This is a genomic window from Nocardia sp. NPDC051030 (genome assembly GCF_040683015.1).
Taxonomy (GTDB): Bacteria; Actinomycetota; Actinomycetes; order Mycobacteriales; family Mycobacteriaceae; genus Nocardia.
In genome coordinates this window covers 477,659-501,780 of record NZ_JBFBCD010000004.1, presented here as the reverse complement: position 1 = coordinate 501,780, position 24,122 = coordinate 477,659, and the positions used below count along the sequence as shown (strand labels likewise).

Genomic DNA, 24,122 nt, shown 5'->3' with positions numbered 1-24,122 from the left:
GGTCAGTCTCAGGTGAGTACGGCGACGGCGAGCAGCAAGACGGTCAGGACGAAGCAGATCTGTCCGACCCGGAATGCCCGGAGCAGCCATTTCGATGCCCGCGACCGCGGATACACGTATTGCTGCCAGGCCTTGCTGAGCTGTTGGTCACTCATCTGTTCACCTCACACATATTGCGAGACCTCCACGATCAGCCAAGTGAGTAGCAGGAAAACCAATCCGCCCAAGGCGATTCCGAGTGCCGCGGTAGTGACGAGCAGGGCTGCGACATAACGTGGATCATTGCGGTTCAACCCGGCCAGCAGGCGCTGGCGGGACTCGATGATCGGCTCCAGATAGAACTTCTTCAGGGTCTCGGGCTGCTGGGTTTTCGGGAACTGCTCCAGCGGCGGCCGGGGCTGCGGGCCCGGGGTCTGCACGGCGGTCCCGTGCTGTCCGGCGTCGGGACGCGCACGCCTGGGCTCGAACTGCCGGGTGGAATGCACAGCGCCCGCGAGCGCGCCGCGGAAGTAGTGGCGCAACTCCGCCGCGGATTGGAAGCGCAGCGCCGGATCGGGTGAAAGGGTCTGATCCAGCACGGATTTGAGCTGCGGCGGGATCGGCGCGGGCTCGAAGGCGATGCCGAGCACCTCGGTGCACACCACCGCGAAGGAGTACACATCGCTGAGGTGGGTGATCACGCCGTGGTGCAGGTACTCCGGCGCGGAATACTGCTGCGTGCCGACCACGTGATGATCCCGGGTGAGCCGCCGGAAGTTCTCGCGCAGTTCGATGGCGATGCCGAAGTCGGTCAGCTTGGCGGTGCCGCCGTCGGCGCAGATCATGATGTTCTCGGGTTTGATATCGCGGTGCACGATGTTCTTCGAATGCGCGTAGACGAGTCCGTCGAGCGCGTCGGTGAGGATTCGAGCCAGGTCCGGGATCGACCAGTTGTCCGGGTTGCGCATGTGTTCACGCAGATTCTCACCCAGTATGAATTCCATTACCAGAAACGGTGACCGCCGCCCGTTCTCCACGAAAACCCCGGCGTCATGGACCATCACAATATTGGGGCAGTACATCTGCGCCGCGATCCGCGCTTCCTCGGTGAACCGCTGTTGCTGCTGCAACCGCGCCTCATTCTCCTGCGCCAGCAAACTCCCCGAGTCCAGCAGCTTAACCGCAACCTGCCGCCCGAGCTGCCGATCCCAGGCATCCCAGACCTCGGCCATTCCCCCCTTGCCGATCAGCTTTCCCAGCTCATATCGGCCATTGATCAGCCTCAACCGCGTGCGATCCCTTCCAGCCGTGACATCACTACGATCCCACCCCGCGAACGCTCTTGAATCATTGCCGAGTGTACGCGCGCCCCACCCACCCCAGCCCGTATATTTCCGCCCCCCGCAACGAATCTCACGCCTATTCATAGGACGTTAACGCCGAAACCGCGTTCGCCGATTAGTGGCCCATTCCCGAAAAACCAGTTACCCCGCTCTGATTCACCCCGACCCCCCGAAACGTGACCCCGCACATCCACTTCCGAGCTCACTGCTTCCCGCCGAGGGCACCCTGCCCGCCCCTCCCGGGCGCCCCTCCGCCGGAGCCGATCCCGTAGTGCCCCTCGTCACCCGATTTGTAGTCGAACCACCCCCATGGTGTAACTTCCTCCAAGCGCTCGGGAAACCGTCCGCAACCTCCGGGGCTATGGCGCAGCTGGTAGCGCACCTCACTGGCAGTGAGGGGGTCAGGGGTTCGAATCCCCTTAGCTCCACCAAACGTGTCACTGCACGAACCGACTCCATTGGGACTGGTACCGCACAAGCGGTACCAGTCCCAATGTCGTTTCCGGGTTGAGGGATGCGGAAGGTGGGGGCGGTAGCGGTCGGATCAGGTCGGATAGCGCGAGGGTGGCGAGGTTCAAGGCTCCGCGACTCCACCGTTCCGAATCGAATGGCGCTGCCGGGCAAGGGAAGTCGTTCTCCATGGACCGACGGATTCGCGGAAGGCGAAGGTTCTGCCTACTCGCGGAGTTTGCGCAGCCGGTCCCGCACGAGACGGGCAGGGACGAATTCGAGTGCTGTGATCTGGTTGGTGGTGAGCACTTTGCGCTCTGCACGGAAGGAGGGGAGGCGTCGGTCGCGGTCGAGGAGGCGGACCCAGGGACCGGCGTCCGGACGTCCGCCGCGGTGCACGCAGCTCATACACGCGAGGAGTGGGCGGCACTCACTGTTCAGCCCAGAATTGGTTGAGCCGGGCTACCGCCTGATCTTTGGTCATCTCCTCGATTTCCTCTGGGGTCAGGTGAACCAGGCGTATGAGCTTCTCGACGACACCGAGAGGGATTGGCTCCTTGTCGGGGATCGTGACAGACCCTGGGGTGCGTGCCGGACGAACTTGATCGTTGACGCATGCCCAGAACTGGGCTTCGCTGACCTCGAGTTGGTCCTTCAGGATCTGGCACCACAGCTTGGATCCGTAGTCGGTGTTGTCCATGGGCCGCGAGATTCGGGTACGCAAGACGCGACCGTCCGAAAGCGGCAATTCCCATGTGCTGTGGTGCCTGACCACACCACCTGTGGCGTTGCGGACGCGCACCCATTCATCGTGGTGGCAGAACGTTTCGTGAGCCTTCTTGTTACCCGGAGGGTATCGGGTCATTGTTCGGCCGCCGTCAACCACTCTCTCAGCTGCTCGTCCGTGGATAGTTCCACGAACTGCACGAAGTCGACGTTCTTCTGATGGTTGAGCGCGGCATGGAGATGGTCCTGCCAGTCAGCGGTGTACTCGCGCATAGCTTCGATCAAGGCGGTGATCGCCGTATCGAGGTCGGACTCCTCCACGGCCAGTGGAAGACCTGGCAGGTATGCGACCCAGTTGTTGTTTTCTCGCACCACTTGCGGTTCGTGGACACGGATGATGTGGGAAAGCAGCCACCGGAGCCGCCCGACCTCCACCAGCGCGGAATCCTTGCCCTTACGAGATACCACGGCGACGTTGCCCTTTTCGGCGGCCGTCAGCATTTGGGCGAAGTGTTCTCTAGCGCTGTTCATGGAGTTGTATCGCTCGACGGATGTGATTCGCTCTGTGGTCGTCATCGGTCCCTCGATCTCTTCCGCTGCGGCCAGATGTACATCATGTACATGATGTACATCTGGCCGCCGACGCGCTAGGTGCGACATGCCACTTGGCGTGATCGTGATCTACCAGCGGGCGATGTGCCGCGCGCGCACGAGACCCAAACCGACGAAACCGTCGGCGATCGCTGCCCAGCTCCGGAGGATCGAAACCGCGGACCCTTCTCAGGGACATCGCCGGTACTGACAATCTAGGAGCGCGCGGTCAGAGCTGTAGCTCGGCGAGGGCAGGGTTGACCGCGAGCTGTGGATATTCCTCACAGAGTTCGGTCAGGACGGCGTCTCGAAAGGCCACCCATGCGTCCCTGAGTTCGGCGATGTCGCAGACCGCCTCGACCGTGGAGTACGTGCACGAGATACGGATCTTGCTGGCCTCGGGCGTGAACACGATCAGGTCGTCATTCTCGGTGAACCCGAGTCTGAACCGCTCGCCCCGCTCCATGTAGTCCGGTACCGCCTTTATCGACCAGACGAAGTCGAGCACTGGTGTCCACGCCCACGGCGGGGCCAGCTCGACCCCGTCGACTGTGAAAGACAGATCCGACATGAAGTAGTACCAGCGCAGATCAACTCGGCTCACGGTCGCGAGGTCAACCCCCTCCTGGCGCTCTCGGCCATGCTCCACGTACATGCCGGAACGGAGGTACTGCATCTTCACCATTGGATCCCCGGCGTTCGATCTCACCGTGCGTCCGCACCTCGTCGAGTTTCATGCGTCATCCAGGCAGCGTGCCAGACCAAACTCCGTGAGGCGACCCGGAACCTCGCGCACTCGCTAGCTGTTCAGCGGCAGTGTGTTTCGGCCACACTGGTAGCTTCGATTTGGATTGCGCTGATGGGGAGGGATGATGACTGGCGAACCTGTGACAACGCTGTATGACTTCCAGTTGTCGATGCTCCACGCGATGTCCAGGCGGATCCCTTCCCCCGGGGCGGATCTACTCGATCGGATCGGTGCGACTCGTGCCGAAACCGAGATCGCCGAGAAGCGGTGGTGGTATGCCGACGCGACCAACAACGTCAACTCCATCGCCGAGTACGTCACTGCTTGGGGTGCACCGGACTCTGACCGGATCGAACATCACGGCGACCGCCAGATCCGCTATGCGGGATGGGATCTGCCGTTCTGGCCTGGTCTTCGAATCGAGTGGATGGAGCTATCGCACCACCCCAAGTTGTTCAGACACCTTCTCCGGCACCCTGATTGCCCGCGGCCGCAGTTCGAATCTGTCGCTGACCTGACACCCTGGTCATGCACGTGGACCGAAATCCATGATGGGACTCTGGGACCAACCGACCTCATCGATGGCTGGGGCGGGCCCGGGGACATCGCGGTCTTCAAAGCAATCGACCCCGACAACGGGCGTGACCGTGTCTATTGGGCCCATTTCGATTGGTGTCTGCTGCAGTACGTCGAACCCGCTCCGGATACCTACGTGTGGACACTCTGAAGCGATGTCACGACCGGCCCGACGGCCGCTCGGACTCTGAATTCCGGTGTAGATCTAGGGTTGGGGTAGCCCACTGAGGATCGTCCGCCAGTGCTCGTTGATCAGGTTGGTGTCGACCGTCGGGGTCATGTCGGGTTCGAAATAGCCGAAGAGCTCCCTGGTTTCGGCGAACGAGATGCCGCACTCCTGCTGAAGGATCCACAGAACTCGCATGGGTCTCAGCGGTTCGGGATGCTCTTGCTGGGCCAAGCGCTTCAGAACCTCCATGAACGTCGCGCCGCCGAAGACCAGAGCTCGCCCTTCGTTATCGCTCAACTTAACGTCCTTGGTCGGCCGCGTCCTGACCAAGCGGTTCGCGGAAAGCAGAACATTTCACGGCTTCAGCGTTCCATCGGGCGCTGGTGACCGCATTCGAGTTCGGTGCCCGACCGATCCTGAACGGCAACCTCGGTGCGGGAGGCCGCCCAAGGCTCGACCCACACGGCAAACCTCTTGTCCGAGTGCGGGTTCGTGAACATGATCTTGGGCATGTCCGCAGGGTAGGACAACAGGGTCGATATCGCCTGTTCAGCCAGTCAGCCGAGCCGATCGACGTCAGTCGTCATCCGGTAGTGGGATTTCGATCAGGGTGTCGTCCTCGTGGGCCGGATCGGGTTGCTCGTCTGAGTATCGGGTCGGGGCAGGTGTCGGCGGCTGGGGGTTTGCAGGGGTGGAAGCGGTCAGAGATTTCCGGGTCGTGGAGGGTGGTGAACGCGGCATGCGCGCGATAGACCACAATCCCGTAGTACTGGGCATTCATATGGTCATTGATGTCGATCCATGTTGCATCGACCTCACATTCGAGGGTTCTCACCGCGATACCTCCCTGGTCTTCTCGATGTGGCTGGAGCCAGTTGGCCAAAAGTGGGTCGGCGGAGAACTTTGTTCATGGCGGGTACTAGCAAGTAGACGACTATCGGAACCACGATGACGGTGAGTAGCAGTGTGCGAAGGGCAAGCGGCATGCCTGCTGTCGTAGACCCAATCAACGCGAGTGTGAGCGTGATGGTCGGGTAGACCGCGAGCCAGGTGACGAGGGCTCGCCTATGGAGCGATGTTTCGGGTGCGGTCATATGCGGCTCGGTAAGGCACTGTTGCAGTCCATCGGAATTCATCGTTCCCCTCCCAGCCGGTGATGAGTCTTTCGGTGTTCGGGTCGGCACCCGCCCCGGTTCCTCCGCCTCGATCCGGACGAGATGGAGAAGTTGGGGCGGGTTGCCGCCCTGGGCCCGTTAACGATCATCAGTGACACGCGAGTGGCCGGTCAATCCTCGGTTTCCCTTGGTGATCCCCAAGATTCGGCTTTGACCATCCACGAATTACCGTGGCAATCGTGCGCATGACCTTCGATGACCTTCGAGTATTTGTGGCGGTTTGTCAGACCGGGAACCTCAGCGCTGTCGCCCGTGAACTTGCCTGCACCCAACCTGCGGTAAGCCAGCACGTCAAACGGCTCGAACAAGCTACCGGAGTACGTCTGCTCGAACGCGGGCCCGATGGGGTGACCCCCACCCTGGAAGGGCGCGTGCTGTATGCGGCCGCTCGCGACGGGATTCTCGGAGTGGACTCGGCCCTGCGCCAACTCAGCGAGATGTCCCGCGGCCAAACTGGTTCCGTCCGAGTCACTACGGGTGCGACCACCATTCGCAACTTCATGTCGGACGCCGTCGTCAAGTTTCGACAGCGCCATCCCTGCGCGACACTCGAATTCCATACGATGATTTCCAGTCGTCGCTGCTTCGAGTCGCTCACCGAAGGCGCGGTCGACCTGGCATGGGTCACCATCGGCGACACGAATCCTGGTATTGAACAACGGCCTGTGATGGACCTGCCATGGGTGCTGGCCGTCCGAGATGACGACCCCCTGGCTCATCGTGCCTCGATAGCGCCTACCGACCTGACCGAGATCCGGCATATACGCCTCCCCGACAATGCCGTCTCCCGCATCCACCTCGATATCGCACTCAACCGACTGGGAATCCAACTGGCGCCCGAAACCGGTGTAGCAGACTGGAACACCGCAGTGCTCCTCGCAGAGCTCGGTGTCGGTCACGCGATAGTTCCCGCACTCCCATACAGTTCGGCCGCCCCAGACCGGCCACTTCGATTCCATCCCTTGCCCTTCCTGCCACCCCTCACGGTTGGCTGGGCTGTGAGGGGTTGGGAAACGCTGAGTCCATTGGCGCGAAGCTTCGCAAACTTGGTCGAACAACAATGTCAAAGTCGTTGATTCGTCGCGTTGGGTGCGGTTGATTCGTCGCCGCAACGCCGTTCCGGGCTGGGGACGAAAATGAGGCTGGAGCGACCTGATCAGTTGGGGGACAATCGAATACCGAGGGGGCACGATGCGGGTGGTCAACACGACGCGATCGGATATCGAGAGCGCTGAACGGCGGGTGATCGAGGCGCTTCGGGTTTGGGATGTTCCGGGTGTAGCTGTGTGTCGCCCAGTGGGAAGCGGTGGGAGCGGCGAGGCGAGCCTGTTGATGATCCTGCCGCAAGTGGCGGTGGTGCTCGACGTCATAGGCATGAAGCGGGCGGGTGACCGGCTGCGCTGCCCGGTGCAGGGCAATTGGTCCGTGTTCGGTACCGATGGCGACGGTGGGGTGTACTCCCAGCGGGTCGAGAACCCCATTGCTCGGCTGCGCCGGGCGATGAACGAACTGAAGGACACGGCGGAGAGCGCCACTGGCGCACGTCTGTTCGTCAACGGTCGAGTCATCGTCGTTCCCTGGGAGGGATATCGGATCACTCTGGACAAAGGCGTTGACCCGATGGGAGACGGGTTGGATGTAGTGCTGTTCGATCCGGACTTGTCCGAGTTGCGGAGTTGGGCCGACACACACGCGCATAACGACGTGGTGTGGACCGACCAGCGGGTGACTGCGGTACGCCGAGCGCTCGGGCTTGCCGAGAACAGCCGTGACGAGGGCGAGGGCGAGCGTGTCCCTGATCCAGGCCCGATCATCACACGATCTCCCACGCTCCCCGCGACGAACCCGCCATGGTGGCGGCGTATGAAGGCACGACACCGGCCGAGCGGGCGACAGCCGGTTCGAGCAGTCGTGGCGGCCTCGATATTGCTGGGCTCCATGGCGGTGGCGGGCCTCGTGCTCACCCCGGACCACGTCACTCCACCGGGATCCGGGGTGACCATGACTGAGAAGGCCGTCCCTTCGAGCATGGCGGCTAATCCCACAGAGCCACCGGCCTTCGCCACCAACTAGCGTCAGAACCTCGCCGCCGTGCTATCCGCCGCAACCTGGTTGTTGATCCGGTTCGACAGCGACCCGTATGGCAATTCGAGAGTCTGGCCCCCTGACCAGTTCGACGATCGGATCGTCGGACTCCTCTCTGGCGGCGGGGATGGTGTACCGGGTGCCGGTGTCTGCACAGATGACATCTGCGATCTTGGCCAGGGCCGATAGGTCGCCGGGCTCGAAATGGTTGGTGTTCGGGGCGATCACCTCGTTCACGCCTTCGGTGTAGGCAAGATTCATCAGGCGATTGATCACAGCGCCAGGGCGCTTCGGGTCGCCGAAGTAGATCAGGACCACCGACCATCCGCGTTGCTCGGCCAGAGCGTGGATGCGCGCCTGGTCTTGCTGCCACCGCTCGCCGGACACGTCGGGGCGGAGGAATCCGATCACGTAGTTGGTCATGGTCGTGTCGCGGCGTAGTCGCGGTACACGGGTCGGGTGATTGCCAGTCGGCCCCGATCGGTGCAGCGCCAGCGTGCAGGCCCTTGCAGGGTGCCGATCGCCAATCCGGTGCGCGAGAGCCGCAACAGCGCCCGGTGGATCGAGGTCTCGGGCAGCCTGGTCGCACGGCAGAGCTGCCGCACTGTCAGCGCCTGGGTCGCATCCAGGTTCGATAGTGCACCAAGGACTTTCGCCTCCGATTCGGTGAACGCCATTACCAACTCCAGCTGATCAGAGAGTCGGCCTCTGAAGGCTCAGCGGATGGTGCGTCGGTCATGCCCGTCTCGCCTTCCTGTGGCTGGTGGCGTGGTCGGTGACGAACGGAACTTCGAAGTAACCGCCGTCCACGGTCCGTAACGTCAGCACCTCGCGAGCGGAGGTGGGGTGATGCACGTCGAGGCGGCGGGTTCCGCGCCAGTCCTCGATGAGGGCCCCGCCGATCACAACCATTCCGACGGTGAGGAGTGATACCAAAAGCCAAGTCTCCCAAGTCATAACGACTCCCATGATGCGTTCTGTATGGTCTTCGGCTGATGTACGGGCGACGGCTGGGCCCCTTGTCGTCGCCGGGTCTGTACGTGTTCAGTAGACACCTGAATCGTGGTTTGATCGGCACAAAATGGCCCGGCCAATGAATTAGGCTGTAGGTCCAAAATGGCCCGGCCCAAAATGATGCAACCCGAATAGTGAGGCTAAAGAAATGGCTGGATCTACGGTCTCTCGCAGGGCATTTGGAAAGTTCCTTCGCCAGATCCGGCTCGACGCGGCAAAGGCCGCTCTGGCGGCAGGACTGCGGATCGAGGTGTCCAAGCAAACCCTGTTGCGTCTCGAAGATGGAATCCCAACCAAGATCGCCACGTCCCAGCTGCGAGATCTCCTGGCGTTCTACGGGGTCAGTCCTCAAGTCGAAGCCGAAGCGTTGAGCTTGTGGGAGGAGGTTCGAGAACAGGCGAAAGCCCAACAGCAGCAAGGTAATTCGAAGGGATTCTGGCGACCGTACTCCGACCAATACGAAGCCCACTTTCCGCACTATTTGCGCTTGGAGTCGGCTGCCGACCGGGCCACCACCCACCAACTCGTCCTGGTACCCGGATTGCTCCAAACGGCCGACTACCGGCGCGGGGTGATACGCACCGAAGAGCCCGACATCTCAGCTGTTGATCTCGAACGTCGAATCGAGTTGACCGCCCGCCGACAAGCGCGTCTCGACGATCCGCGGTTTCGGCTCGATGTGCTGTTGTCGGAGGCCGTACTGCGTCATCAGCCCGCAGCTCCGGCCGCGATGGCGAATCAGCTCCGATCGCTGGCCGAGATGGGGGAACACGACAACGTGAGCGTTCGTGCGATTCCCTTTGCGGTGGGGCCGCACCCGGGCTTGACTACTCGTTCGTTCACGTTGCTGGAGTTCCCCCGGTTGGACAGCGGCCTGGTCGAGCCGTCGGTGGTGTACGTCGAGGGCGGCAACAGCGTGGGTGTCTACCACGAGCGCGGGGACATCGTGGACAAATATGGGCGGACCATTTCGGCCCTCGCGGCGGTAGCGTTGACAGAGGAAGGCACGAGAGATCTGCTGCTGCACTGTGCGAAGGAGTTTGGCGCGTGAAGAGACCAGCATTCGGCGTGTGGTTCAAGTCGAGCAGGTCGGAAGGCGCGAAGGCGTGTGTAGAGATCCGCCACGATCGTGATCTCACGCAGATTCGCGACAGCCAGGACAACGGTATCGGCCCAGTCCTCAGCTTCGCCCCGGAGGTGTGGGAAGGCTTTCTCGTAAGTCGCATCTGGGAGCGCTGAAGCTGCATCAGTCGGCGAGGCTGAGTGCCAGGTAGATCGCGACCACCGTTGCTGCGCCGACGATCTCACCCCGCTAGATCATGGCCGCCGCCTCCATAGTGCGCGGGCGCCAGCCGGTTCCTCTTCCACTTCCCGCGCTGCTGCCGTCGAGACGTCCTTGGCGTGGTCGACGTAGCCGCCCGGCAGCTCCCACACTCGTGACCGCGCATCGCGTTGACCTCCGAGCCTGCCGCAGCCATGGCGGGAGAAAGGTGGTCGTGCCACGATGATCACGTGGCAGGCGACGACGATATTCCGACGGTCAATGTCCGGCTTTGGCGTGCGGACGCCATCGTGTTGTACGACTGGCTCGCATCAACGGATTTGAACACGGTGCCGATCACGCATCCGGCGCAGAAACAAGCGCTGACGGACTTGTGGAGCCGTTTCGAGTGGGCCGCGGATGACGACGTCATGGGGTGCAGTCCGGAGGAAATCGCGGCCGCTCGAGAGGAAGTGGCGAAGGACATGGGGTGGTAATGACCGGACCACCGCCCACGCCTGCCGATCAGGACTTTGCCGCAACAGCATTCGTGCCCGGCCTGATGAGAAGATGCTTCATACGATGACGTATTTGAGGGCAGAAGCGGTCCGATGGGCAGACGATCATTTTCCAGGGTTTGTCGAGATCAAGTTTCAACAGGCTGACGGCAGCACCGCGAGTCTGATCGAGAAGGTCCCGGTCGTCCAGGCTCCCGGCATTGCGGGGGAAACCGAGTTGACCTGCGATGCCACGTACCCAATCACTCTGGAACTCGGTTGCGACCTCATGGGCATCGACCCTGACCGGCGGGTCGCCACGATCGAACTTTATTGGGGCAACGGCATATTCGAGGTACCGGTCGACCTACTCGGCGATCTCCCTGCCACCTGAGATGGCTCGTCGCTGAAGGTGACTCGCCCCCATCCTGCTCACCCGCGGACGCACCGCCTACGCCGATTTAGGGCGGATGGAGGTCGCCGTGCGGGGCGGCGATCTTGACGATCTCCACCATCCGATTCACCGGCGATTCGTGCTGTGCGGTGAATTCATCACCTCGAAACGTCACCGGATGGCCGGGCGAAACACCGGTTCTCGATGCTGTGCCGAATTCCCGTTGGATATGAGGTGCGAGTGTGAATTCGGGAGATACCGCATGGGTGCTGGCCAGTGCGGCGCTGGTCATGTTGATGACGCCGGGGCTGGCCTTCTTCTACGGCGGCATGGTGGGCGGCAAGAGTGTGCTGAACATGCTGATGATGAATTTCATCTGCCTGGGCGTGGTCTCGACGCTCTGGCTGCTGTACGGGTACAGCGAGGCATTCGACAACGACGTCTTCCAGGGGCTGGTGGGCGGGGTGTCGCACACGCTGCTGCGGATGACGCAAGGCACGGTGTCCGGGCCTGCGGGGCATCAGATTCCGACCATGGCGTTCGTGATGTTCCAGTTGATGTTCGCGGTCATCACGACGGCGCTGATCAGCGGTGCTATCGCGGGGCGGACGCGATTCTGGGCGTGGCTGACGTTCACGGTGTTGTGGGTGACCGTCGTGTATTTCCCGGTCGCGCACTGGGTTTTCAGTGCCACTGGATTCACCAACACCGACGCGGCGGGGAACTCCTCGGATGTCGGCGGCTGGATTGTCAACCGGCTCAAGGCATTCGACTTCGCGGGTGGTACCGCGGTGCACATCAACGCTGGCGCGGCGGCGCTGGCGGTGGTACTGGTGATCGGCAAGCGGCACGGCTGGCCGCGCACCGTCCCGCGTCCGCACAATGTGCCGTTCACGCTGCTGGGCGCGTCGCTGCTGTGGTTCGGGTGGTACGGGTTCAATGCCGGATCAGCTTTGACGGCAGGGGATCTCGCTGCTCTGGCGTTCACCAACACCACCATCGCGACGGGGGCGGCCTCGCTGGCGTGGATCATTGTCGAGCAGGTGCGTGACGGTAAGCCGACCACGCTCGGGGCGTCGTCGGGGGCGGTCGCCGGTCTGGTGGCCATCACGCCCGCCTGCGGCTTCGTGGGGACCGTCGGCGCGCTGGCCATCGGAATCGCGGCGGGGGTGTGCTGCGCGCTGGCGGTGAGTCTGAAATTCGGCTTGGGCTATGACGATTCGCTCGACGTGGTCGGTGTGCACCTGGTCGGCGGTCTGGTCGGGACGCTGCTGATCGGCCTGTTCGCCGATGCCTCGGTGAATCCGGCGGGGGGCAACGGCCTGCTCTACGGCGGCGGATTCACCCAGCTGAAGCGGCAGGCCATCGCGGCGCTGGCCGTAATGGGGTATTCGTTCCTGGCCACCCTGCTGCTGGCATGGATCGTCCACAAGCTGATCGGATTCCGCATCGACCATGACGCCGAGGTGAATGGCATCGACGAGTCCGAACACGCCGAATCCGCCTACGACGGCGCGTTCGCGGTGACCGGCCCGCCCGCCACGCCCGCGCCCCAGCGTGTCCCGGCACCCCCGCAGCGCCGCCAGCCCACCCCACAAACCCGCCCCGTGCCCCGACCCCGCGACCAGTACTGGTGATCGAGGATCCCGGCGGACGTCACAGCCTCCGCGAATCGGCGGCCGCCAGCGGGTAGTACTTGGGGCACAACATGTTTCGCGCGGCCAATGAGCGTGGTTTGTCAAGCTGAAGGAAGGCCCTCGGCGGTCCGATTGCCTTGTGCTCCTTCGTAAGTACCAGCGCGCCATCGGTCATCGCGACGGGCCGCACCGGTCCCTTCCAGCCGCACCAGCCCTCGCATTCGGCGACATCCTGGCTCTCGACGTGAGAGTCATCGAACTTCGCCGTGATGTGCCAGGCGCGGGCGGGGTGAGCGCAGATCGGGCATTTTCCGAAGTAGTTCAGGATCTCCTGGACCTCGGAGTCGACAACTGCCCGATTGTGACCGACTGCCATGACCACCTCCCTGCCCCGAGGTTATTCGACCAGTGGGGGAGGGGTCGGCGGAATAGGCATGGCTCCGATCACATCTCGCCGTGGGGCGGTGTGGTCAGTGGGTGGGGCGGGTGGTGGCTCGGGGGTCGCGCCAGTGGCCGAGGTCGAAGTAGAGGGTGGTCATGGAGTCCCAGAGGGTTGACCAGGGTTGCTTTGGGGTTTTGCATTTCCAGACGGCGACCATGCGGTCGATGCCGGGGATGCCCATGGGGTCGTCGAGTTGCACTACGCGTTCTACTTCGGCGAAGTGGGATCGTAGGTTGGGCTCGGCGGTGTCCAGGCCGACGAAGATCACGGTGGTGACGGAATCCGGTGGGGGGCCGAAGAATCCGAAGCCTCGGCTTGGACTGTAGGTGGCGGGGAGATTATACTCGCCGCCGAACTCCTCGACTGCGCCACCCTGCCAATAGCCTTGGGTGATGATGGCGGAGTGCGCCTTTTCTGCGGGCGTGAGGGTTTCGTAGCCGGAGTCTACGGCCGAAACCATGCGTGGCCAATTGGTGGTTCCCCAGAACGCCGAGCGGATGCCGAGGTCGATGGCGTCCTCGGTTTGGCTGCGCCAGCTGGGCGGGAGGGGTAGGAGGGTGAGGGTGCCGATGTACGTCACCACCGTGATCATGATGACCGGAATGACGGCGAGGTTCATCCACCGTTTGCGGGGGAACTGCCAGAAGCCGACGGCTCCGATGGCGAACATGGCGGGGAAGAAGCCCGTCGGGTAGTACGGGCGGCCGTGCGTGATGACGACGAACGCGGTCATGAGCAGCAGAGCGGCCGGGATGAAGCGATACGGGCGCAGTGACTCCTGCTTGATCACCGCCCAGAATCCGATCAGGATCAGCGGTACGCCAAGGAATCCCGCGAATCCGAGCCACTGCGGGAAGAATCCCGGCGGACCGTAACCGGTGGCGTCCTGCTCCGCGCCGATGATCGTGCCCATGGCCAGCTGCGGCCAGTTGTGCTGCGACTGCCAGTACAGAATCGGAACCAGGGATAGGGCAAGGATGCCGTTTGCCCACCACAGTGCGGGGCGACGCAGGATTTCCCGGGGACCACACACGATGACGGCTATGCCGAGGCACGCCCAGACGAGTGGGATCATCCACTTCACCTGCATGTCAAGGGCCGCAACGAGTCCCGCGACGACGATCAGCCAGTCCTGCCGGGTGCGAACCCAGCGGATGAGCAGCCAGGTGATCACGGCCGTCAGAGTGGCATCGAAGGAGAACGTGCTCAACGCGCACTGGGTGACCAGCAGGTAGGACGTCGCATAGCAGCCCGCGGCGAGCAGTTGGATCCGGCGGTTGGCGCGGAGCTCGTAGGCGATGAGCGCCGACACCACGATCGCGCCCACGCTCATCACAACGGCCGGGAACCGCACCGCCGTCACCGATCCCGGTGCGAGCATGTCCGCGAGGTGGGCGAAGAAGGCCACCACGACGCCCTGATCGGCGAAGGTGTAGTCGAGTCGCCGTCCGGCGGAAAGGAAATAGAGCTCGTCGCCGAAGAACTCGTAGCGTCCCGCCGTCACCGTCAGCACTATCAACGAGAGCGTCGCCATGAGCGCGACGCCACGGAAAGCGAACTGTGGGTGGGTATTCGGAAGGTCTTCCGGTTCGGTACGAACCGCAACGACCGCTGTCATGCACTGCCCCTGATACTTTCAGACAGACGCGTCCGACGCCGCCATTCCTCCATTGGCAGCGTCGCATCTGTTCGCTGGTGAACTGATTCCTCCCCGGCAGCGAACTTGATGAGCGCGAAGGCCCGCAATCCTGCTCGGATAATGCAGTTTCGGCAGACGTTAATACCTGCCATAAGACTTAGCAAACGCACTACATGCGATAGTCGCCTGCTCTAGGCCCTTAAGCCTTGGCCTGCGAAACGGAAACAGCACGTCGCCTCTTTGTTTTCCCTTAATGAAATGTGCCTGTTTCGCAATTAATCCGCTAGTGCGCTTGCCGATAATGATCAAGTTCGCCCGATTGGAGCAGTCGAAGTGAGGCTTTCATGATGGCCATTCAAAGAATGTGACGAGCGTCGCATAAGGCCTGGTCGTCGGCGTATGCGCTGCTCTGCCTTCGAATTCGGCCACTGTTCCGCCGTTGTTTACTTATGACGCAATCCCGGGCGATGTGATATTGGTTGTCATCGTGGCGAATGCCCATCAACCCATTTGGCAGTCAGGAGTACAGGTCGACATGGAAATTCTTGGGGTCATCGGAAATATGCTCGCCGCAGCCATGCAGGTAGCGAACACGGGATCCGCATTGGCGCAAAATCACCGCTGACGGGGGAACTGGTGCGCCGGCCCACGTCGGGGGCAGGGGCCGGTCGCACCTAATCGTCACCGGTGATGCACACTAACGTCCCACAAAGATGAACAGTCTGATGATCGGCGGGGGAGAAAAGTGTTCGCGCGGTGGGGCAACCTGGTGAACCGACTGCGATTCGCCGTGCTCGGCATCGTGATAGCCGGATTGCTTGCGTTGGGCGCGTACGGTTTCGGTCTGGGGGACCATCTCAGTTCCGGGGGCCTCGACGATCCCGGGTCGGAATCCGCATACGCCGCACTACTGCTCGGTGTGTCGTTCCCGCAGGGCCATGATGCCGATGTCGTCGTGCTCTACACCGCACCGCCCGGAAAGACCGTCGACGATCCCGAGTTCAGTCGCACGATCGTCGAACACCTCGATAGCCTGCCGCGCCTGTACCCCTATCAGATCGCCGGAATCAACGGTGCCTACTGGCCCACCGAAACCGGCAGGGCCAGCGCATCGCAACTCGCCACACCCGACAAGAAGTCGGGCCTGGCGTCGATCGCACTCCGCGGTGACAACGAAAACGACTTGCTCCGCCATTACCGCGAGGCCAAGGACGCCTTCGATATCGCCGGTGTGGATGTGCAAGTCGGTGGCCTGAAGCCGGTGGCGGTGACGATCAACGACACCATGGCCAACGACATCCGGCGCATGGAAGTCCTCGCCTTCCCGGTGGTGGCGTTGCTGCTGTTCTTCATTTTCGGCGGCGTGGTCGCTGCCGCGCTGCCCTTGATCGTGGGCGGGCTGACCATGGTCGGCGCGGCCGGGATCATCCGCATCCTGACCAACTACATCGAGGTCAATTCGTTTGTCCAGCCGGTAGTTTCGATGATCGGCCTGGGCTTGGCCATCGACTACGGCCTGTTCATCGTCAGTCGTTTCCGGGAGGAACTCGCCGAAGGGTATGACACCCCGGCGGCGGTACGGCGCACGGTGATGACCGCCGGGCGCACGGTCGTGTTCTCCGCGACGATGATCATCGCGAGCGCCGGCGGCATGCTGCTCTTCCCGCAGGGTTTCCTCGAATCGATTGCCTACGGCGCTATTTCGGCTGTATCGCTGGCGGCGCTGACCGCGATCACGGTCCTGCCCGCGCTACTGGCCGTCCTCGGCCCGCGCGTGGACATGCTGGGTATCAAGCGGTTACGCAAGACCAAGACCGCGGAGGAGATCGAGAACGGCTTCTGGGGCAGGTCCACGCGCTGGGTGATGCAGCGTCCACTGAAGGTCGGTGGCACCCTGTGCATCATCCTGCTGCTGTTGATCCTGCCCGTGCGCGATCTGGCCTTCGGTGGCTTCAGCGAGCGATACCTGCCCCCGGACAATAAGGTTCGCGTCGCGCAGCAGAAGATCGATACGGCCTTCCCCGGGTACCGGTCCGACCCGCTCGCACTGGTCTTCGTCGCCGCCGACAGCAAGAAGGTCGGTGCCGTCTGGCAACAGGCGAACGACGCACCGGGACTATCCGGGAAGTTCGGCCTGCCGCAACGGTCCACCACCCAACCGGACGTCTATCAGAGCAGTGCGGTGCTGATCGACTCGAGCAGCGCCGATGCCACCATCGACTATTTGCGGTCGATGGAAACCCCGGACGGGGTGAGCGTGTTCGTCGGCGGGCTTCCGGCCATTCAGAAGGACAGTATCGACGCACTGCTGGGCCGGATGCCGCTGATGATCGCACTGGTCCTGCTCATCACGACACTGCTGATGTTCCTGACCTTCGGCTCGCTCATCCTGCCGATCAAGGCGGCGATCATGAGCGCGCTCGGGCTCGGCTCGACCCTGGGCATCCTGACCTGGATCTTCATCGACGGTCACGGCGCGGGCCTGATGAACTTCACCCCGCAGCCCATCCAGGCGAATGTGCTGGTGTTGATCATCGCTCTCGTCTACGGCCTGTCCACCGACTATGAAGTCTTCCTGCTTTCGCGGATGGTCGAAGCCCGCGCCAGGGGAGCCTCCACCACCGAGTCGGTCCGCATCGGGACCGCGCATACGGGGCGGATCATCACCGCGGCCGCGCTGATCCTGCTCGTCGTCACCGGCGCGTTCGCGTTCTCGGATCTGGTGTTGATGCAGTACATCGCGTACGGCATGATCGCGGCGCTGCTCATCGACGCCACCGTGATCCGCATGCTTCTCGTCCCGGCGGTCATGAAACTGCTCGGTGACGACTGCTGGTGGGCGCCCGGCTGGATGAAGAAGATCCAGCGCAAGATCGGCTTGGGTGAACTCATCCTCGACGATGAACGGCCCGGCGGTGGCGACATGATCGACCTCGTCGAGACGACGCCGATCACCGATCCGGTGACCATGCAGATCCCGGTATTCAACGCGCCGATCACCGATCCGGTGACCGTGGAAATTCCGGTATTCAACGATGTGAACACGAAGTTTCGAGGTAGGGGGCAACTGTGACGACTTCTGTAGAGGCCGTTGCGAATCCGATCACGCGGGTTGCGGGAGCAGTGCGCGGACGTGGCGGCCGGTTCGAGTTTCTCGATGCGATTCGCGGCTTGGCGGCCTTGGCGGTGGTGATTCAACACTCGTCGGAGCGACTCTGGCCGGCGTATTTCCGGTTCTCGCAAGCACATTTCGGGCTCGGACAGTTCGGAGTCTTCGTCTTCTTCCTCGTCAGCGGCTTCATCATCCCCGCGTCGCTGGAGCGCGGGCGGTCGCTCGGCGCGTTTTGGGTGGGCCGGTTTTTCCGGCTGTACCCGTTGTTCTGGGCCTGCCTGACCGCGGCGATCGTCCTGCACTCGATAGACCGGTTCGGCTTGCCGGCGGGCTTTCTGGACAATCCCGTGCAAAATTTCGTGACCAACCTGACCATGGCGCAGTTCTTCCTCGGCGGCATGGACACCCAGGTGGTCGGCGCCTCCTGGACGCTGTCCTACGAACTGGCCTTCTACCTGTTTCTGTCACTGCTGCTGCTCGCTGGGCTCAATCGTCGATCGGTACCCCTGGCGGTGCTAGCGATCGGTTTGATCGCTCCCGCGGTGATCGTGCCGACCGCGATGATCAACGGCACTCAGTCGAACATGCTCACGCGTTCGATCGTCGTGGTGGCGACGATACTGATCGCGATCGTGTTCGCCCGCTGGACGACCGACCGGCGCTCGGCTGTCGTCGCGGTCCTGCTCGCATTCGTCACCGTCCCATTGGTTCTCAATCAACCTGCGTCGATGACGTACTCCGTCGGGATCTTCGCCACCATGTTCGTCGGCACGGTGATGTATCGGATGACGGCGGGTGAGATCACCGCGAGGCGAGGGTGGGCGGTATTCGGGCTCGCCGTCGCCGTGATCTTCGGGCTCAGCCTCTTCAACACGCCCTACGTGGACCCGACGACCGGCGCCTGGGTCACCTGGCTGAAGCAGCCCGTCACCATCGCCGCCGCCTACCTCCTGTTCGCCGTGGCCCTGTTGCTGCGCCGCCATTCCTTCCCACGCCCGCTGTTGTACTTGGGACGAATCAGCTACTCGCTCTACCTCGCCCACGCCCTCGTGCTCGATGCCCTGCCCCGCTGGACCAAGCCCGTCGCCGGAATTCCCGCGAGCTGGCTCACCTTCTGCACGTGGGTGATCGGCGCACTCGTGATCGCGGCCATGACCTACCGCATGATCGAAAAGCCCTGCCACAACCTCGGTCACCGTCTGATCGCCAAGCTGGACGCACGGACACAACCGGAGGCACAGCCGGCCTGAGCGATCGGGATATAAGACTGAGCTCTCGAGCCATCAACTTCCTACCGATTGCCGAATCCAATACCGAAGGTACATAGCACTTTTCCGTCGGTAGCCGCGCGAGGTTGCGTATCGTGGTGCGGAGCCACGACGTGCGATGTCGGAGGGTGGTAGTCATGGGGATTTTGGCTAGGTTCGGTAGCGGGATGAATCTGGTGTATGACCGATTGCGGGATCGGCGCGCGTTTTCGATCAGCGAATCAAACGGGGTGGCAGGGGATTTCGAGGGTCTGCGCGGGCACCGTCATGCCGTGTTGGTGACGTTCCGGCGTAGTGGTGAGGCGGTGCCGTCGCCGGTTTGGTTCGGGATCGATGAGAAGGGGCTTGTCTACGTCTTCACCGAGCGGGGGTCGGGGAAGGTCAGGCGCATTCGGAACAATCCGCAGGCGTTGATCGCGCCGTGCAATGTGCGTGGGAAGCCGCTCGGGCCAGCGGTGCGGGCTACGGCGCGGGTGCTGGACGAATCCGAGTGGGCGCACGCGGAGGAGGCGCGCAATTCGATATATCGGCTGGTGCCTCGACTGTATGACCGCGTGTTCTTCGGTGGGGTGCCGGAGGAGACGGTGTATCTGGAGCTCAGCCCGCGGATTTCCTGACCGGGGCGGCCTCGAATTCGAGTCGGAAGGCAAGGGCGCCTGCGTATTCTGAGACTTTGGCGACCGTGTTCGGGACGCTCGGACGGCCGCTCACGTCGATAGGAAGGGGCCGTCGATGCCCGCCCTGCCCTGGTCCGCCGGAGTCTGCAGACCCGCCGACGGAGTTCAGTTACATGTGCTGACTACCAATCTGCCGTTGAACCGCTATCGAGACATTCCCCGATTCCTGCGCTGGACCGCGAAGATTCATACCCAGTTGAAGTCCGCTCCGGGCTGTGTTGGTTACACGATGGATGCCAAGCCGTTCACCAAGACCTTCTGGACTCTGTCCGCCTGGTCCGACAAGGAGGCCATGGAAGTGTTCGTGCACAGCGGCAACCACGCGGACATGTTGAAGGACATGGCCGGTCGTCTCGGTGACCCCCACTTCGCCGACTCCACCGCGACTTCCGCCGACCTTCCGCTGTCCTGGGCCGATGCTCGCGCCCGCATAAAACAAGCTCCCTGACCTTCAGGGAATGCTGTCGCCATGAGGCAAGCCGGGCACCCAAGTATTTGATATATCTTCCCGCTACCACTGGTTTCTCGGCGATGTTCTGGCAGTGTGGCCAGGTGCTTAATCAGGAATTCCTGCTGGTTGCCTCCGCTGACCGCCCGCAGTGGTCGGCCGAGCATGCGCGCGTCGAGCAGGGCATGCCCTTGGCGCGGCGTCTGGTTTCGGAGTTTCTCGGTACCGGTCTGCTGGCGATTGCCGTGATCGGGTCCGGGATGGCCGCCGAGCAATTCTCGCCGTCGGACACCGGCCTGCAACTGCTGGAGAACTCCACCGCCAGCGCGCTCGGCCTGGCGGTCCTGATCCTGGTTTTCGGGCCCGTCTCGGGTGCGCATTTCAATCCGATTGTGTCGCTGGCCGATTGGCTGCGTGACGGTCGTCGTCGCATGGGGCTGACCACGGCACACCTGGGCGCGTACATTGCGGCGCAGACCGCCGGTGCGGTGGTCGGTGCGGTGGTGAGTAACGCCATGTTCGATCACCCGGCGTTGCAGATCTCCACTCGCCACCGTGTCACCGGCGGACACCTGATCGGTGAAATCGTCGCCGCGGCAGGCCTGATCGCGGTGGGATTCGTGGTGGCCCGGCACGGCCGCGTGGTCACCGCGGCCGCGGTGGCGACCTATCTCGGCTCAGCGATCTGGTTCACCAGTTCCGGATCGTTCGCCAATCCGGCGCTCACGGTGGGCCGCATGCTCTCCGATTCGTTCACCGGAATCGCCCCGGCCTCCGCCCCCGCTTTCGTCATCGCCCAGATCGTGGGTGGCCTGGCCGGTCTCATTGTGGTGGCCCTGCTCTATCGACCGACCCGGGGCAGCTGAGCTGGTCCGTCAGGTCCACGGATAACGAAGCCGCAGGTCAACTCCTGCGGCGTCGTCTCGTTTGTGGCGTTGGTCGAACCCTGTTCGCGTTCATAGTCATTGCCTGAGTCGCTGGCCGGGTAGGACTTGCAGCCTATGAGGGGTTGTAGTCGCAGTCGATGTAGATCTCGTCGGCGTCGGTGGAGACGAGGTCGTAGCCGGGGATGATCGGGCAGGACCAGTTGCCCGGGTTACCGGCGGCGTGACCGGCGCATGCTTCGCCCGGGGTCTTGACGTGCTCGTCGCCGGTAACCGGGTCGTACAGGCAGATCTGGTCGGGTACGTCGGCGACGGCCGAAGTGGCCGTGGGAACTGTGAAACCGGCGATGCCGGCTGTGGCCGCCAGGAAGAGGGCGGCGCGGGTGCGTGCGGTGAACTGCAATCGTGCTCCTTGGCTGATGGGTTCGGGGCGCAAGCACACTAGCTCGGCCGCACACCCAAAGCGACTGGACTCTCGACCAGATTGGTCACGCCGCCGGAGACCGCTGAGACCATTCGGTGGTTGAGCGGTCTCAGCGTGATGACCCTGGTCTATCGCCCGACCGGGGCTGCTGTGCCAGCCAGTTGACGTGGTTGGCGGTGGGCGGCGATCAAGAGGGTTGCGACGGAGATGAAGGCGAGGGGTAGGGGGCTTAGGCCGCCTAGTGCTACGCAGATGGTGATCCAGGCTGCGAGGGCCCACGCGACATATGGCGGCGGGATCAGGCCTTGGTGGCCGATCCAGCTGATTGCCAGGCCGAATAGGAGCAGGGGGATGCCGAAGCTGAGGATTGAGACGAAGAATGCGCCGAGGATTGGTTGGGGGGAGTGGAGGTCCAGGGAGGAGTCCCATAGGTCGCCGGAGGCCCAGTCGTTGAAGTAGTGACGGGTCAGGATGAGGGCGCCGATGGTGTGGCCGGTGCCGAGGAGGGTGACCAGGCGGCCGGACCAGACTACTGAGCGGGCGCTGTTGGAGGCTTTGGTTGTCATGGATTCGATAGTCGGGGAAGGGGTGTCGTGGGGCTTCCCGCTGTCGGGGGAATCGGGATCCCTCGTGCGAGGGAATCGCTGGTATCCGGCGTTCTGGGATGATCGGCGGGTGCGATTCTCTGGGATGGTGCGGTGGGCGGTGGGGCCGCTGGTGCGTTCGTCGACGTACTTGCGCGGCGTCTATCTGCTGTTCGGCGGGGTCGCCTCGATTCCCTATGTCGCACTTGCGGTCGTGTTCGTGATCGGACTGCGGCGTGAGGAGGCGAGTGCGGGCGGACTGGCTCTCATTGGCGCGCTTGCCATCGGTTCGGCCGTTGTCGCGGTTGGGGTAACGTTGCTTCCCGGGGTTAGGGTGCTCGAAATCGTTGCTGTCCGAGCACTTTTGGGTGTGACGCTGCCGGATCCGGAGCCATTGTCGCGCCATAACCGGGAAGCCCGGATACGCGGCATGTACTGGTATTTCTTGACTTTGGCGGTCGGTGGCTTCGCGTCGAGTGTGTTCATCTGGGCCGTGCCGACGGCGGCCACCATGTTGGTCGTGCCGTTCGTCGGGTCGCACGAGATGACATTGCATCTGACCGAGCGGTTTGCCCCGGCGGCCCACAGCATGCCGACGGCCATCCTGATTGGCTGTGCGGGTGTGGGGCTACTGCTCGCGGCGGTGTACCTGGTGGCGGGGGCGGGGGCGCTTCTGGTGCGGCTGGCACCGGTATTGCTCGGTCCGACACCGGCGGATCGCCTGGCCGCCTTGCGCCGCCGCGAGCGCAAGCTTGCCGAGGGAAATCGGCTCGCTCGCGAATTGCACGATTCGGTCGGTCATGCGCTGACGGCCATGACGATGCAGGCGGCCGCGGCGGGGCGGGTGCTCGACGGCGATCCGGAATTCGCCCGGCAGGCGCTGCACCGGATCGAGGAAACCGGGCGGGCCGCGCTCGACGAACTCGATCAGGCGCTCGGAATGCTGCGCCGCGGCATCGACGAGGAGCTATCCGGCTCGACACTGACGGATATGGATCGCCTGCTGGCCACCTACACCGGGGCCCGAGTGGCCACGACGGTGACCGGCGACCTGAATGCCGTGCCTCCTTCGGTCTCTCGCGAGGCATTCCGGGTATTGCAGGAAGCGCTGACGAATGCCGTGCGGCACGGCGATGGCGGGACGATCGATCTCGTCGTGCGCGCCGCACCACCCCTGGTCCGGCTCGCGGTGACCAATGGCGTCACCGCTCCGGAAACCGCGGGAAACGGGCGAGGCTTGATCGGCATGCGCGAACGAATTCTCGTGCTCGGCGGCGAATTGCGGGCCGGTCCGGTGCGTGATCGTTGGTCGGTGCACGCCACCTTGCCGTGGGCGACGCCGTGATCGCGGTGCTCGTCGTCGACGACGATCCCTTGGTGCGCACCGGTTTGCGAGCGATCCTGGGCGCCGAGCGCGATATCGAGGTGGTCGGCGATGCGCAAGACGGCAGCGAGGTGCTCGACCGAGTCCGGGAATGGCATCCGGACGTCGTACTGATGGACGTCCGGATGCCGACGCTGGACGGCATCGCCGCCACGCGGCAGCTCCTGACCGCACTGTCCGACCCGCCGAAGGTCGTGGTGATCACGACCTTCGAGAACGACTCGTACGTCTACGACGCATTGCGCGTCGGAGCCGCCGGTTTCCTGCTCAAACGCGCGCGCCCCGACGAAATCGTGCAGGCCGTGCGCACCGTCGCCACGGGCGACTCGGTCCTGTTCCCCACCGCCATCCGTTCGCTCGTCGCGGCACGCGCCGGAGATTTCACGAATTCCGGTCTGTCACAGGCGAACCTCACCGACCGCGAGGCAGAAGTGCTGCGCGCCATGGCGAATGGTCTGACCAATGCCGAGATCGCGGCCTCGATGTTCCTCGGTGTCGAAACCATCAAAACCCATGTGCGCAATGTCCTGATGAAGCTGGGTGCAAGAGACCGCACGCAGGCCGTCATCACCGCCTACGAATCCGGATTCATCGCACCCGGCCGCTAGCCCGATC

Annotated in this window: 29 protein-coding genes, 1 tRNA gene and 1 pseudogene; 16 read left to right on the top strand and 15 right to left on the bottom strand. The window is 63.2% G+C overall.

Annotated features, from left to right (window positions below; all coding sequences use genetic code 11):
* Positions 1 to 8: 8 nt before the first annotated feature.
* Both AB0N05_RS15955 and AB0N05_RS15950 read right to left on the bottom strand, forming a co-directional pair.
* Positions 9 to 155 carry a hypothetical protein gene (locus AB0N05_RS15955; RefSeq protein ID WP_364693591.1) on the bottom strand — a complete coding sequence of 49 codons (147 nt, stop codon included), beginning with the start codon at positions 153 to 155 and terminating at the stop codon, positions 9 to 11.
* A 9-nt stretch (positions 156 to 164) separates the two neighbouring features.
* Positions 165 to 1,265 carry a serine/threonine-protein kinase gene (locus AB0N05_RS15950; RefSeq protein ID WP_364693588.1) on the bottom strand — a complete coding sequence of 367 codons (1,101 nt, stop codon included), beginning with the start codon at positions 1,263 to 1,265 and terminating at the stop codon, positions 165 to 167.
* Between the two features lie 412 nt (positions 1,266 to 1,677).
* On the opposite strand from AB0N05_RS15950, the gene AB0N05_RS15945 reads away from it, so the two are divergent.
* A tRNA-Ala gene (locus AB0N05_RS15945) sits at positions 1,678 to 1,753 on the top strand.
* A gap of 449 nt (positions 1,754 to 2,202) precedes the next feature.
* Here AB0N05_RS15945 and AB0N05_RS15940 read toward each other — a convergent pair.
* The 3 genes from AB0N05_RS15940 to AB0N05_RS15930 form a co-directional block, all read right to left on the bottom strand.
* Entirely contained in the window at positions 2,203 to 2,472 is a 270-nt protein-coding gene (locus AB0N05_RS15940) for a hypothetical protein (RefSeq protein ID WP_364693585.1), read from the bottom strand.
* Between the two features lie 161 nt (positions 2,473 to 2,633).
* Positions 2,634 to 3,074 carry a prevent-host-death protein gene (locus AB0N05_RS15935; RefSeq protein ID WP_364693582.1) on the bottom strand — a complete coding sequence of 147 codons (441 nt, stop codon included), beginning with the start codon at positions 3,072 to 3,074 and terminating at the stop codon, positions 2,634 to 2,636.
* 244 nt (positions 3,075 to 3,318) lie between these two features.
* The gene (locus AB0N05_RS15930) at positions 3,319 to 3,798 is read right to left on the bottom strand and encodes a hypothetical protein (RefSeq protein WP_364693580.1); all 480 of its coding nucleotides are present in this window, start codon (positions 3,796 to 3,798) and stop codon (positions 3,319 to 3,321) included.
* A 163-nt stretch (positions 3,799 to 3,961) separates the two neighbouring features.
* On the opposite strand from AB0N05_RS15930, the gene AB0N05_RS15925 reads away from it, so the two are divergent.
* On the top strand, positions 3,962 to 4,564 hold the full coding sequence (locus AB0N05_RS15925; protein ID WP_364693577.1) for a hypothetical protein: 603 nt from the start codon (positions 3,962 to 3,964) through the stop codon (positions 4,562 to 4,564).
* A gap of 54 nt (positions 4,565 to 4,618) precedes the next feature.
* Here the strand turns inward: AB0N05_RS15925 and AB0N05_RS15920 are convergent, their stop codons facing one another.
* Positions 4,619 to 4,879, bottom strand: coding sequence for a hypothetical protein (locus AB0N05_RS15920; RefSeq protein ID WP_364693574.1), 261 nt, complete (start codon positions 4,877 to 4,879; stop codon positions 4,619 to 4,621).
* Positions 4,880 to 4,944: 65 nt separating this feature from the next.
* Positions 4,945 to 5,094 (bottom strand): hypothetical protein, encoded by a 150-nt coding sequence (locus AB0N05_RS15915; RefSeq protein ID WP_364693571.1) that lies wholly within the window; start codon positions 5,092 to 5,094, stop codon positions 4,945 to 4,947.
* Between the two features lie 848 nt (positions 5,095 to 5,942).
* On the opposite strand from AB0N05_RS15915, the gene AB0N05_RS15910 reads away from it, so the two are divergent.
* Entirely contained in the window at positions 5,943 to 6,833 is an 891-nt protein-coding gene (locus AB0N05_RS15910; RefSeq protein WP_364694616.1) for a LysR family transcriptional regulator, read from the top strand.
* A 115-nt stretch (positions 6,834 to 6,948) separates the two neighbouring features.
* The gene (locus AB0N05_RS15905; protein ID WP_364693568.1) at positions 6,949 to 7,830 is read left to right on the top strand and encodes a hypothetical protein; all 882 of its coding nucleotides are present in this window, start codon (positions 6,949 to 6,951) and stop codon (positions 7,828 to 7,830) included.
* A gap of 21 nt (positions 7,831 to 7,851) precedes the next feature.
* Here the strand turns inward: AB0N05_RS15905 and AB0N05_RS15900 are convergent, their stop codons facing one another.
* Genes AB0N05_RS15900 through AB0N05_RS15890 form a run of 3 tightly spaced genes read right to left on the bottom strand, consistent with a single transcriptional unit; the run spans position 7,852 to position 8,799 of the window.
* Complete coding sequence (locus AB0N05_RS15900; RefSeq protein WP_364693565.1) at positions 7,852 to 8,265, bottom strand: hypothetical protein; 414 nt, start codon at positions 8,263 to 8,265, stop codon at positions 7,852 to 7,854.
* Positions 8,262 to 8,519 (bottom strand): hypothetical protein, encoded by a 258-nt coding sequence (locus AB0N05_RS15895; protein ID WP_364693562.1) that lies wholly within the window; start codon positions 8,517 to 8,519, stop codon positions 8,262 to 8,264. The genes AB0N05_RS15900 and AB0N05_RS15895 overlap by 4 nt, the downstream gene beginning before the upstream one ends.
* Positions 8,520 to 8,577: 58 nt before the next feature.
* Positions 8,578 to 8,799: a hypothetical protein gene (locus AB0N05_RS15890; protein ID WP_364693559.1), complete on the bottom strand. Its 222-nt coding sequence runs from the start codon at positions 8,797 to 8,799 to the stop codon at positions 8,578 to 8,580.
* Positions 8,800 to 9,004: 205 nt separating this feature from the next.
* Here AB0N05_RS15890 and AB0N05_RS15885 point away from each other — a divergent pair, with 205 nt between their 5' ends.
* Both AB0N05_RS15885 and AB0N05_RS15880 read left to right on the top strand, forming a co-directional pair.
* Entirely contained in the window at positions 9,005 to 9,907 is a 903-nt protein-coding gene (locus tag AB0N05_RS15885; RefSeq protein ID WP_364693556.1) for a DUF5753 domain-containing protein, read from the top strand.
* Positions 9,904 to 10,095 (top strand): DUF397 domain-containing protein, encoded by a 192-nt coding sequence (locus tag AB0N05_RS15880; RefSeq protein ID WP_364693553.1) that lies wholly within the window; start codon positions 9,904 to 9,906, stop codon positions 10,093 to 10,095. Before AB0N05_RS15885 ends, AB0N05_RS15880 begins: the two co-directional genes overlap by 4 nt.
* Positions 10,096 to 10,173: 78 nt before the next feature.
* Here the strand turns inward: AB0N05_RS15880 and AB0N05_RS15875 are convergent, their stop codons facing one another.
* Positions 10,174 to 10,290 (bottom strand): NUDIX domain-containing protein, encoded by a 117-nt coding sequence (locus AB0N05_RS15875; RefSeq protein WP_364694613.1) that lies wholly within the window; start codon positions 10,288 to 10,290, stop codon positions 10,174 to 10,176.
* A 78-nt stretch (positions 10,291 to 10,368) separates the two neighbouring features.
* Here AB0N05_RS15875 and AB0N05_RS15870 point away from each other — a divergent pair, with 78 nt between their 5' ends.
* The 3 genes from AB0N05_RS15870 to AB0N05_RS15860 all read left to right on the top strand — a co-directional run bounded on the left by AB0N05_RS15870 (position 10,369) and on the right by AB0N05_RS15860 (position 12,645).
* Positions 10,369 to 10,614 carry a hypothetical protein gene (locus tag AB0N05_RS15870; RefSeq protein WP_364693550.1) on the top strand — a complete coding sequence of 82 codons (246 nt, stop codon included), beginning with the start codon at positions 10,369 to 10,371 and terminating at the stop codon, positions 10,612 to 10,614.
* 73 nt (positions 10,615 to 10,687) lie between these two features.
* Positions 10,688 to 11,008, top strand: coding sequence for a hypothetical protein (locus AB0N05_RS15865; protein WP_364693547.1), 321 nt, complete (start codon positions 10,688 to 10,690; stop codon positions 11,006 to 11,008).
* A 242-nt stretch (positions 11,009 to 11,250) separates the two neighbouring features.
* Positions 11,251 to 12,645: an ammonium transporter gene (locus tag AB0N05_RS15860; RefSeq protein ID WP_364693544.1), complete on the top strand. Its 1,395-nt coding sequence runs from the start codon at positions 11,251 to 11,253 to the stop codon at positions 12,643 to 12,645.
* A gap of 19 nt (positions 12,646 to 12,664) precedes the next feature.
* Here the strand turns inward: AB0N05_RS15860 and AB0N05_RS15855 are convergent, their stop codons facing one another.
* Both AB0N05_RS15855 and AB0N05_RS15850 read right to left on the bottom strand, forming a co-directional pair.
* Entirely contained in the window at positions 12,665 to 13,021 is a 357-nt protein-coding gene (locus tag AB0N05_RS15855) for a hypothetical protein (RefSeq protein WP_364693540.1), read from the bottom strand.
* Between the two features lie 94 nt (positions 13,022 to 13,115).
* A complete protein-coding gene (locus tag AB0N05_RS15850) occupies positions 13,116 to 14,705 on the bottom strand; it encodes a glycosyltransferase family 39 protein (protein ID WP_364693537.1) in 1,590 nt (529 codons plus the stop codon).
* A 766-nt stretch (positions 14,706 to 15,471) separates the two neighbouring features.
* Between AB0N05_RS15850 and AB0N05_RS15845 the strand changes: the two are divergent.
* The 5 genes and pseudogenes from AB0N05_RS15845 to AB0N05_RS15825 form a co-directional block, all read left to right on the top strand.
* A pseudogene (locus AB0N05_RS15845) lies at positions 15,472 to 17,631 on the top strand (MMPL family transporter); the annotation flags it as partial.
* Positions 17,632 to 17,849: 218 nt separating this feature from the next.
* Positions 17,850 to 19,088 carry an acyltransferase gene (locus AB0N05_RS15840; RefSeq protein WP_364693534.1) on the top strand — a complete coding sequence of 413 codons (1,239 nt, stop codon included), beginning with the start codon at positions 17,850 to 17,852 and terminating at the stop codon, positions 19,086 to 19,088.
* Positions 19,089 to 19,243: 155 nt separating this feature from the next.
* Positions 19,244 to 19,723: a PPOX class F420-dependent oxidoreductase gene (locus tag AB0N05_RS15835; protein WP_364693531.1), complete on the top strand. Its 480-nt coding sequence runs from the start codon at positions 19,244 to 19,246 to the stop codon at positions 19,721 to 19,723.
* A 175-nt stretch (positions 19,724 to 19,898) separates the two neighbouring features.
* Positions 19,899 to 20,231: a hypothetical protein gene (locus tag AB0N05_RS15830; RefSeq protein WP_364693528.1), complete on the top strand. Its 333-nt coding sequence runs from the start codon at positions 19,899 to 19,901 to the stop codon at positions 20,229 to 20,231.
* 104 nt (positions 20,232 to 20,335) lie between these two features.
* On the top strand, positions 20,336 to 21,097 hold the full coding sequence (locus AB0N05_RS15825; RefSeq protein ID WP_364693525.1) for an MIP/aquaporin family protein: 762 nt from the start codon (positions 20,336 to 20,338) through the stop codon (positions 21,095 to 21,097).
* Positions 21,098 to 21,230: 133 nt separating this feature from the next.
* Here the strand turns inward: AB0N05_RS15825 and AB0N05_RS15820 are convergent, their stop codons facing one another.
* The gene (locus AB0N05_RS15820; protein ID WP_364693522.1) at positions 21,231 to 21,518 is read right to left on the bottom strand and encodes a hypothetical protein; all 288 of its coding nucleotides are present in this window, start codon (positions 21,516 to 21,518) and stop codon (positions 21,231 to 21,233) included.
* A gap of 149 nt (positions 21,519 to 21,667) precedes the next feature.
* Positions 21,668 to 22,105 (bottom strand): DUF6463 family protein, encoded by a 438-nt coding sequence (locus AB0N05_RS15815; RefSeq protein ID WP_364693519.1) that lies wholly within the window; start codon positions 22,103 to 22,105, stop codon positions 21,668 to 21,670.
* On the opposite strand from AB0N05_RS15815, the gene AB0N05_RS15810 reads away from it, so the two are divergent.
* Both AB0N05_RS15810 and AB0N05_RS15805 read left to right on the top strand, forming a co-directional pair.
* Complete coding sequence (locus AB0N05_RS15810) at positions 22,104 to 23,468, top strand: histidine kinase (protein ID WP_364693516.1); 1,365 nt, start codon at positions 22,104 to 22,106, stop codon at positions 23,466 to 23,468. The two genes, AB0N05_RS15815 and AB0N05_RS15810, sit on opposite strands and share 2 nt — an antisense overlap.
* Positions 23,453 to 24,115, top strand: a complete 663-nt coding sequence (locus AB0N05_RS15805; RefSeq protein ID WP_364693513.1) for a response regulator transcription factor — start codon at positions 23,453 to 23,455, stop codon at positions 24,113 to 24,115. Before AB0N05_RS15810 ends, AB0N05_RS15805 begins: the two co-directional genes overlap by 16 nt.
* The last annotated feature ends 7 nt before the right edge of the window (positions 24,116 to 24,122 follow it).

What these genes read in the sequence shown, in the direction of transcription:
- AB0N05_RS15855 (WP_364693540.1), bottom strand. Translation starts at nt 13,021, where the DNA reads ATGGCAGTCGGTCACAATCGGGCAGTTGTCGACTCCGAGGTCCAGGAG.
- AB0N05_RS15915 (WP_364693571.1), bottom strand. Translation starts at nt 5,094, where the DNA reads ATGCCCAAGATCATGTTCACGAACCCGCACTCGGACAAGAGGTTTGCC.
- AB0N05_RS15900 (WP_364693565.1), bottom strand. Translation starts at nt 8,265, where the DNA reads ATGACCAACTACGTGATCGGATTCCTCCGCCCCGACGTGTCCGGCGAG.
- AB0N05_RS15835 (WP_364693531.1), top strand. Translation starts at nt 19,244, where the DNA reads ATGGGGATTTTGGCTAGGTTCGGTAGCGGGATGAATCTGGTGTATGAC.
- AB0N05_RS15955 (WP_364693591.1), bottom strand. Translation starts at nt 155, where the DNA reads ATGAGTGACCAACAGCTCAGCAAGGCCTGGCAGCAATACGTGTATCCG.
- AB0N05_RS15910 (WP_364694616.1), top strand. Translation starts at nt 5,943, where the DNA reads ATGACCTTCGATGACCTTCGAGTATTTGTGGCGGTTTGTCAGACCGGG.
- AB0N05_RS15890 (WP_364693559.1), bottom strand. Translation starts at nt 8,799, where the DNA reads ATGACTTGGGAGACTTGGCTTTTGGTATCACTCCTCACCGTCGGAATG.
- AB0N05_RS15810 (WP_364693516.1), top strand. Translation starts at nt 22,104, where the DNA reads ATGGATTCGATAGTCGGGGAAGGGGTGTCGTGGGGCTTCCCGCTGTCG.
- AB0N05_RS15935 (WP_364693582.1), bottom strand. Translation starts at nt 3,074, where the DNA reads ATGACGACCACAGAGCGAATCACATCCGTCGAGCGATACAACTCCATG.
- AB0N05_RS15905 (WP_364693568.1), top strand. Translation starts at nt 6,949, where the DNA reads ATGCGGGTGGTCAACACGACGCGATCGGATATCGAGAGCGCTGAACGG.
- AB0N05_RS15815 (WP_364693519.1), bottom strand. Translation starts at nt 22,105, where the DNA reads ATGACAACCAAAGCCTCCAACAGCGCCCGCTCAGTAGTCTGGTCCGGC.
- AB0N05_RS15885 (WP_364693556.1), top strand. Translation starts at nt 9,005, where the DNA reads ATGGCTGGATCTACGGTCTCTCGCAGGGCATTTGGAAAGTTCCTTCGC.
- AB0N05_RS15895 (WP_364693562.1), bottom strand. Translation starts at nt 8,519, where the DNA reads ATGGCGTTCACCGAATCGGAGGCGAAAGTCCTTGGTGCACTATCGAAC.
- AB0N05_RS15940 (WP_364693585.1), bottom strand. Translation starts at nt 2,472, where the DNA reads ATGGACAACACCGACTACGGATCCAAGCTGTGGTGCCAGATCCTGAAG.
- AB0N05_RS15865 (WP_364693547.1), top strand. Translation starts at nt 10,688, where the DNA reads ATGCTTCATACGATGACGTATTTGAGGGCAGAAGCGGTCCGATGGGCA.
- AB0N05_RS15925 (WP_364693577.1), top strand. Translation starts at nt 3,962, where the DNA reads ATGACTGGCGAACCTGTGACAACGCTGTATGACTTCCAGTTGTCGATG.
- AB0N05_RS15850 (WP_364693537.1), bottom strand. Translation starts at nt 14,705, where the DNA reads ATGACAGCGGTCGTTGCGGTTCGTACCGAACCGGAAGACCTTCCGAAT.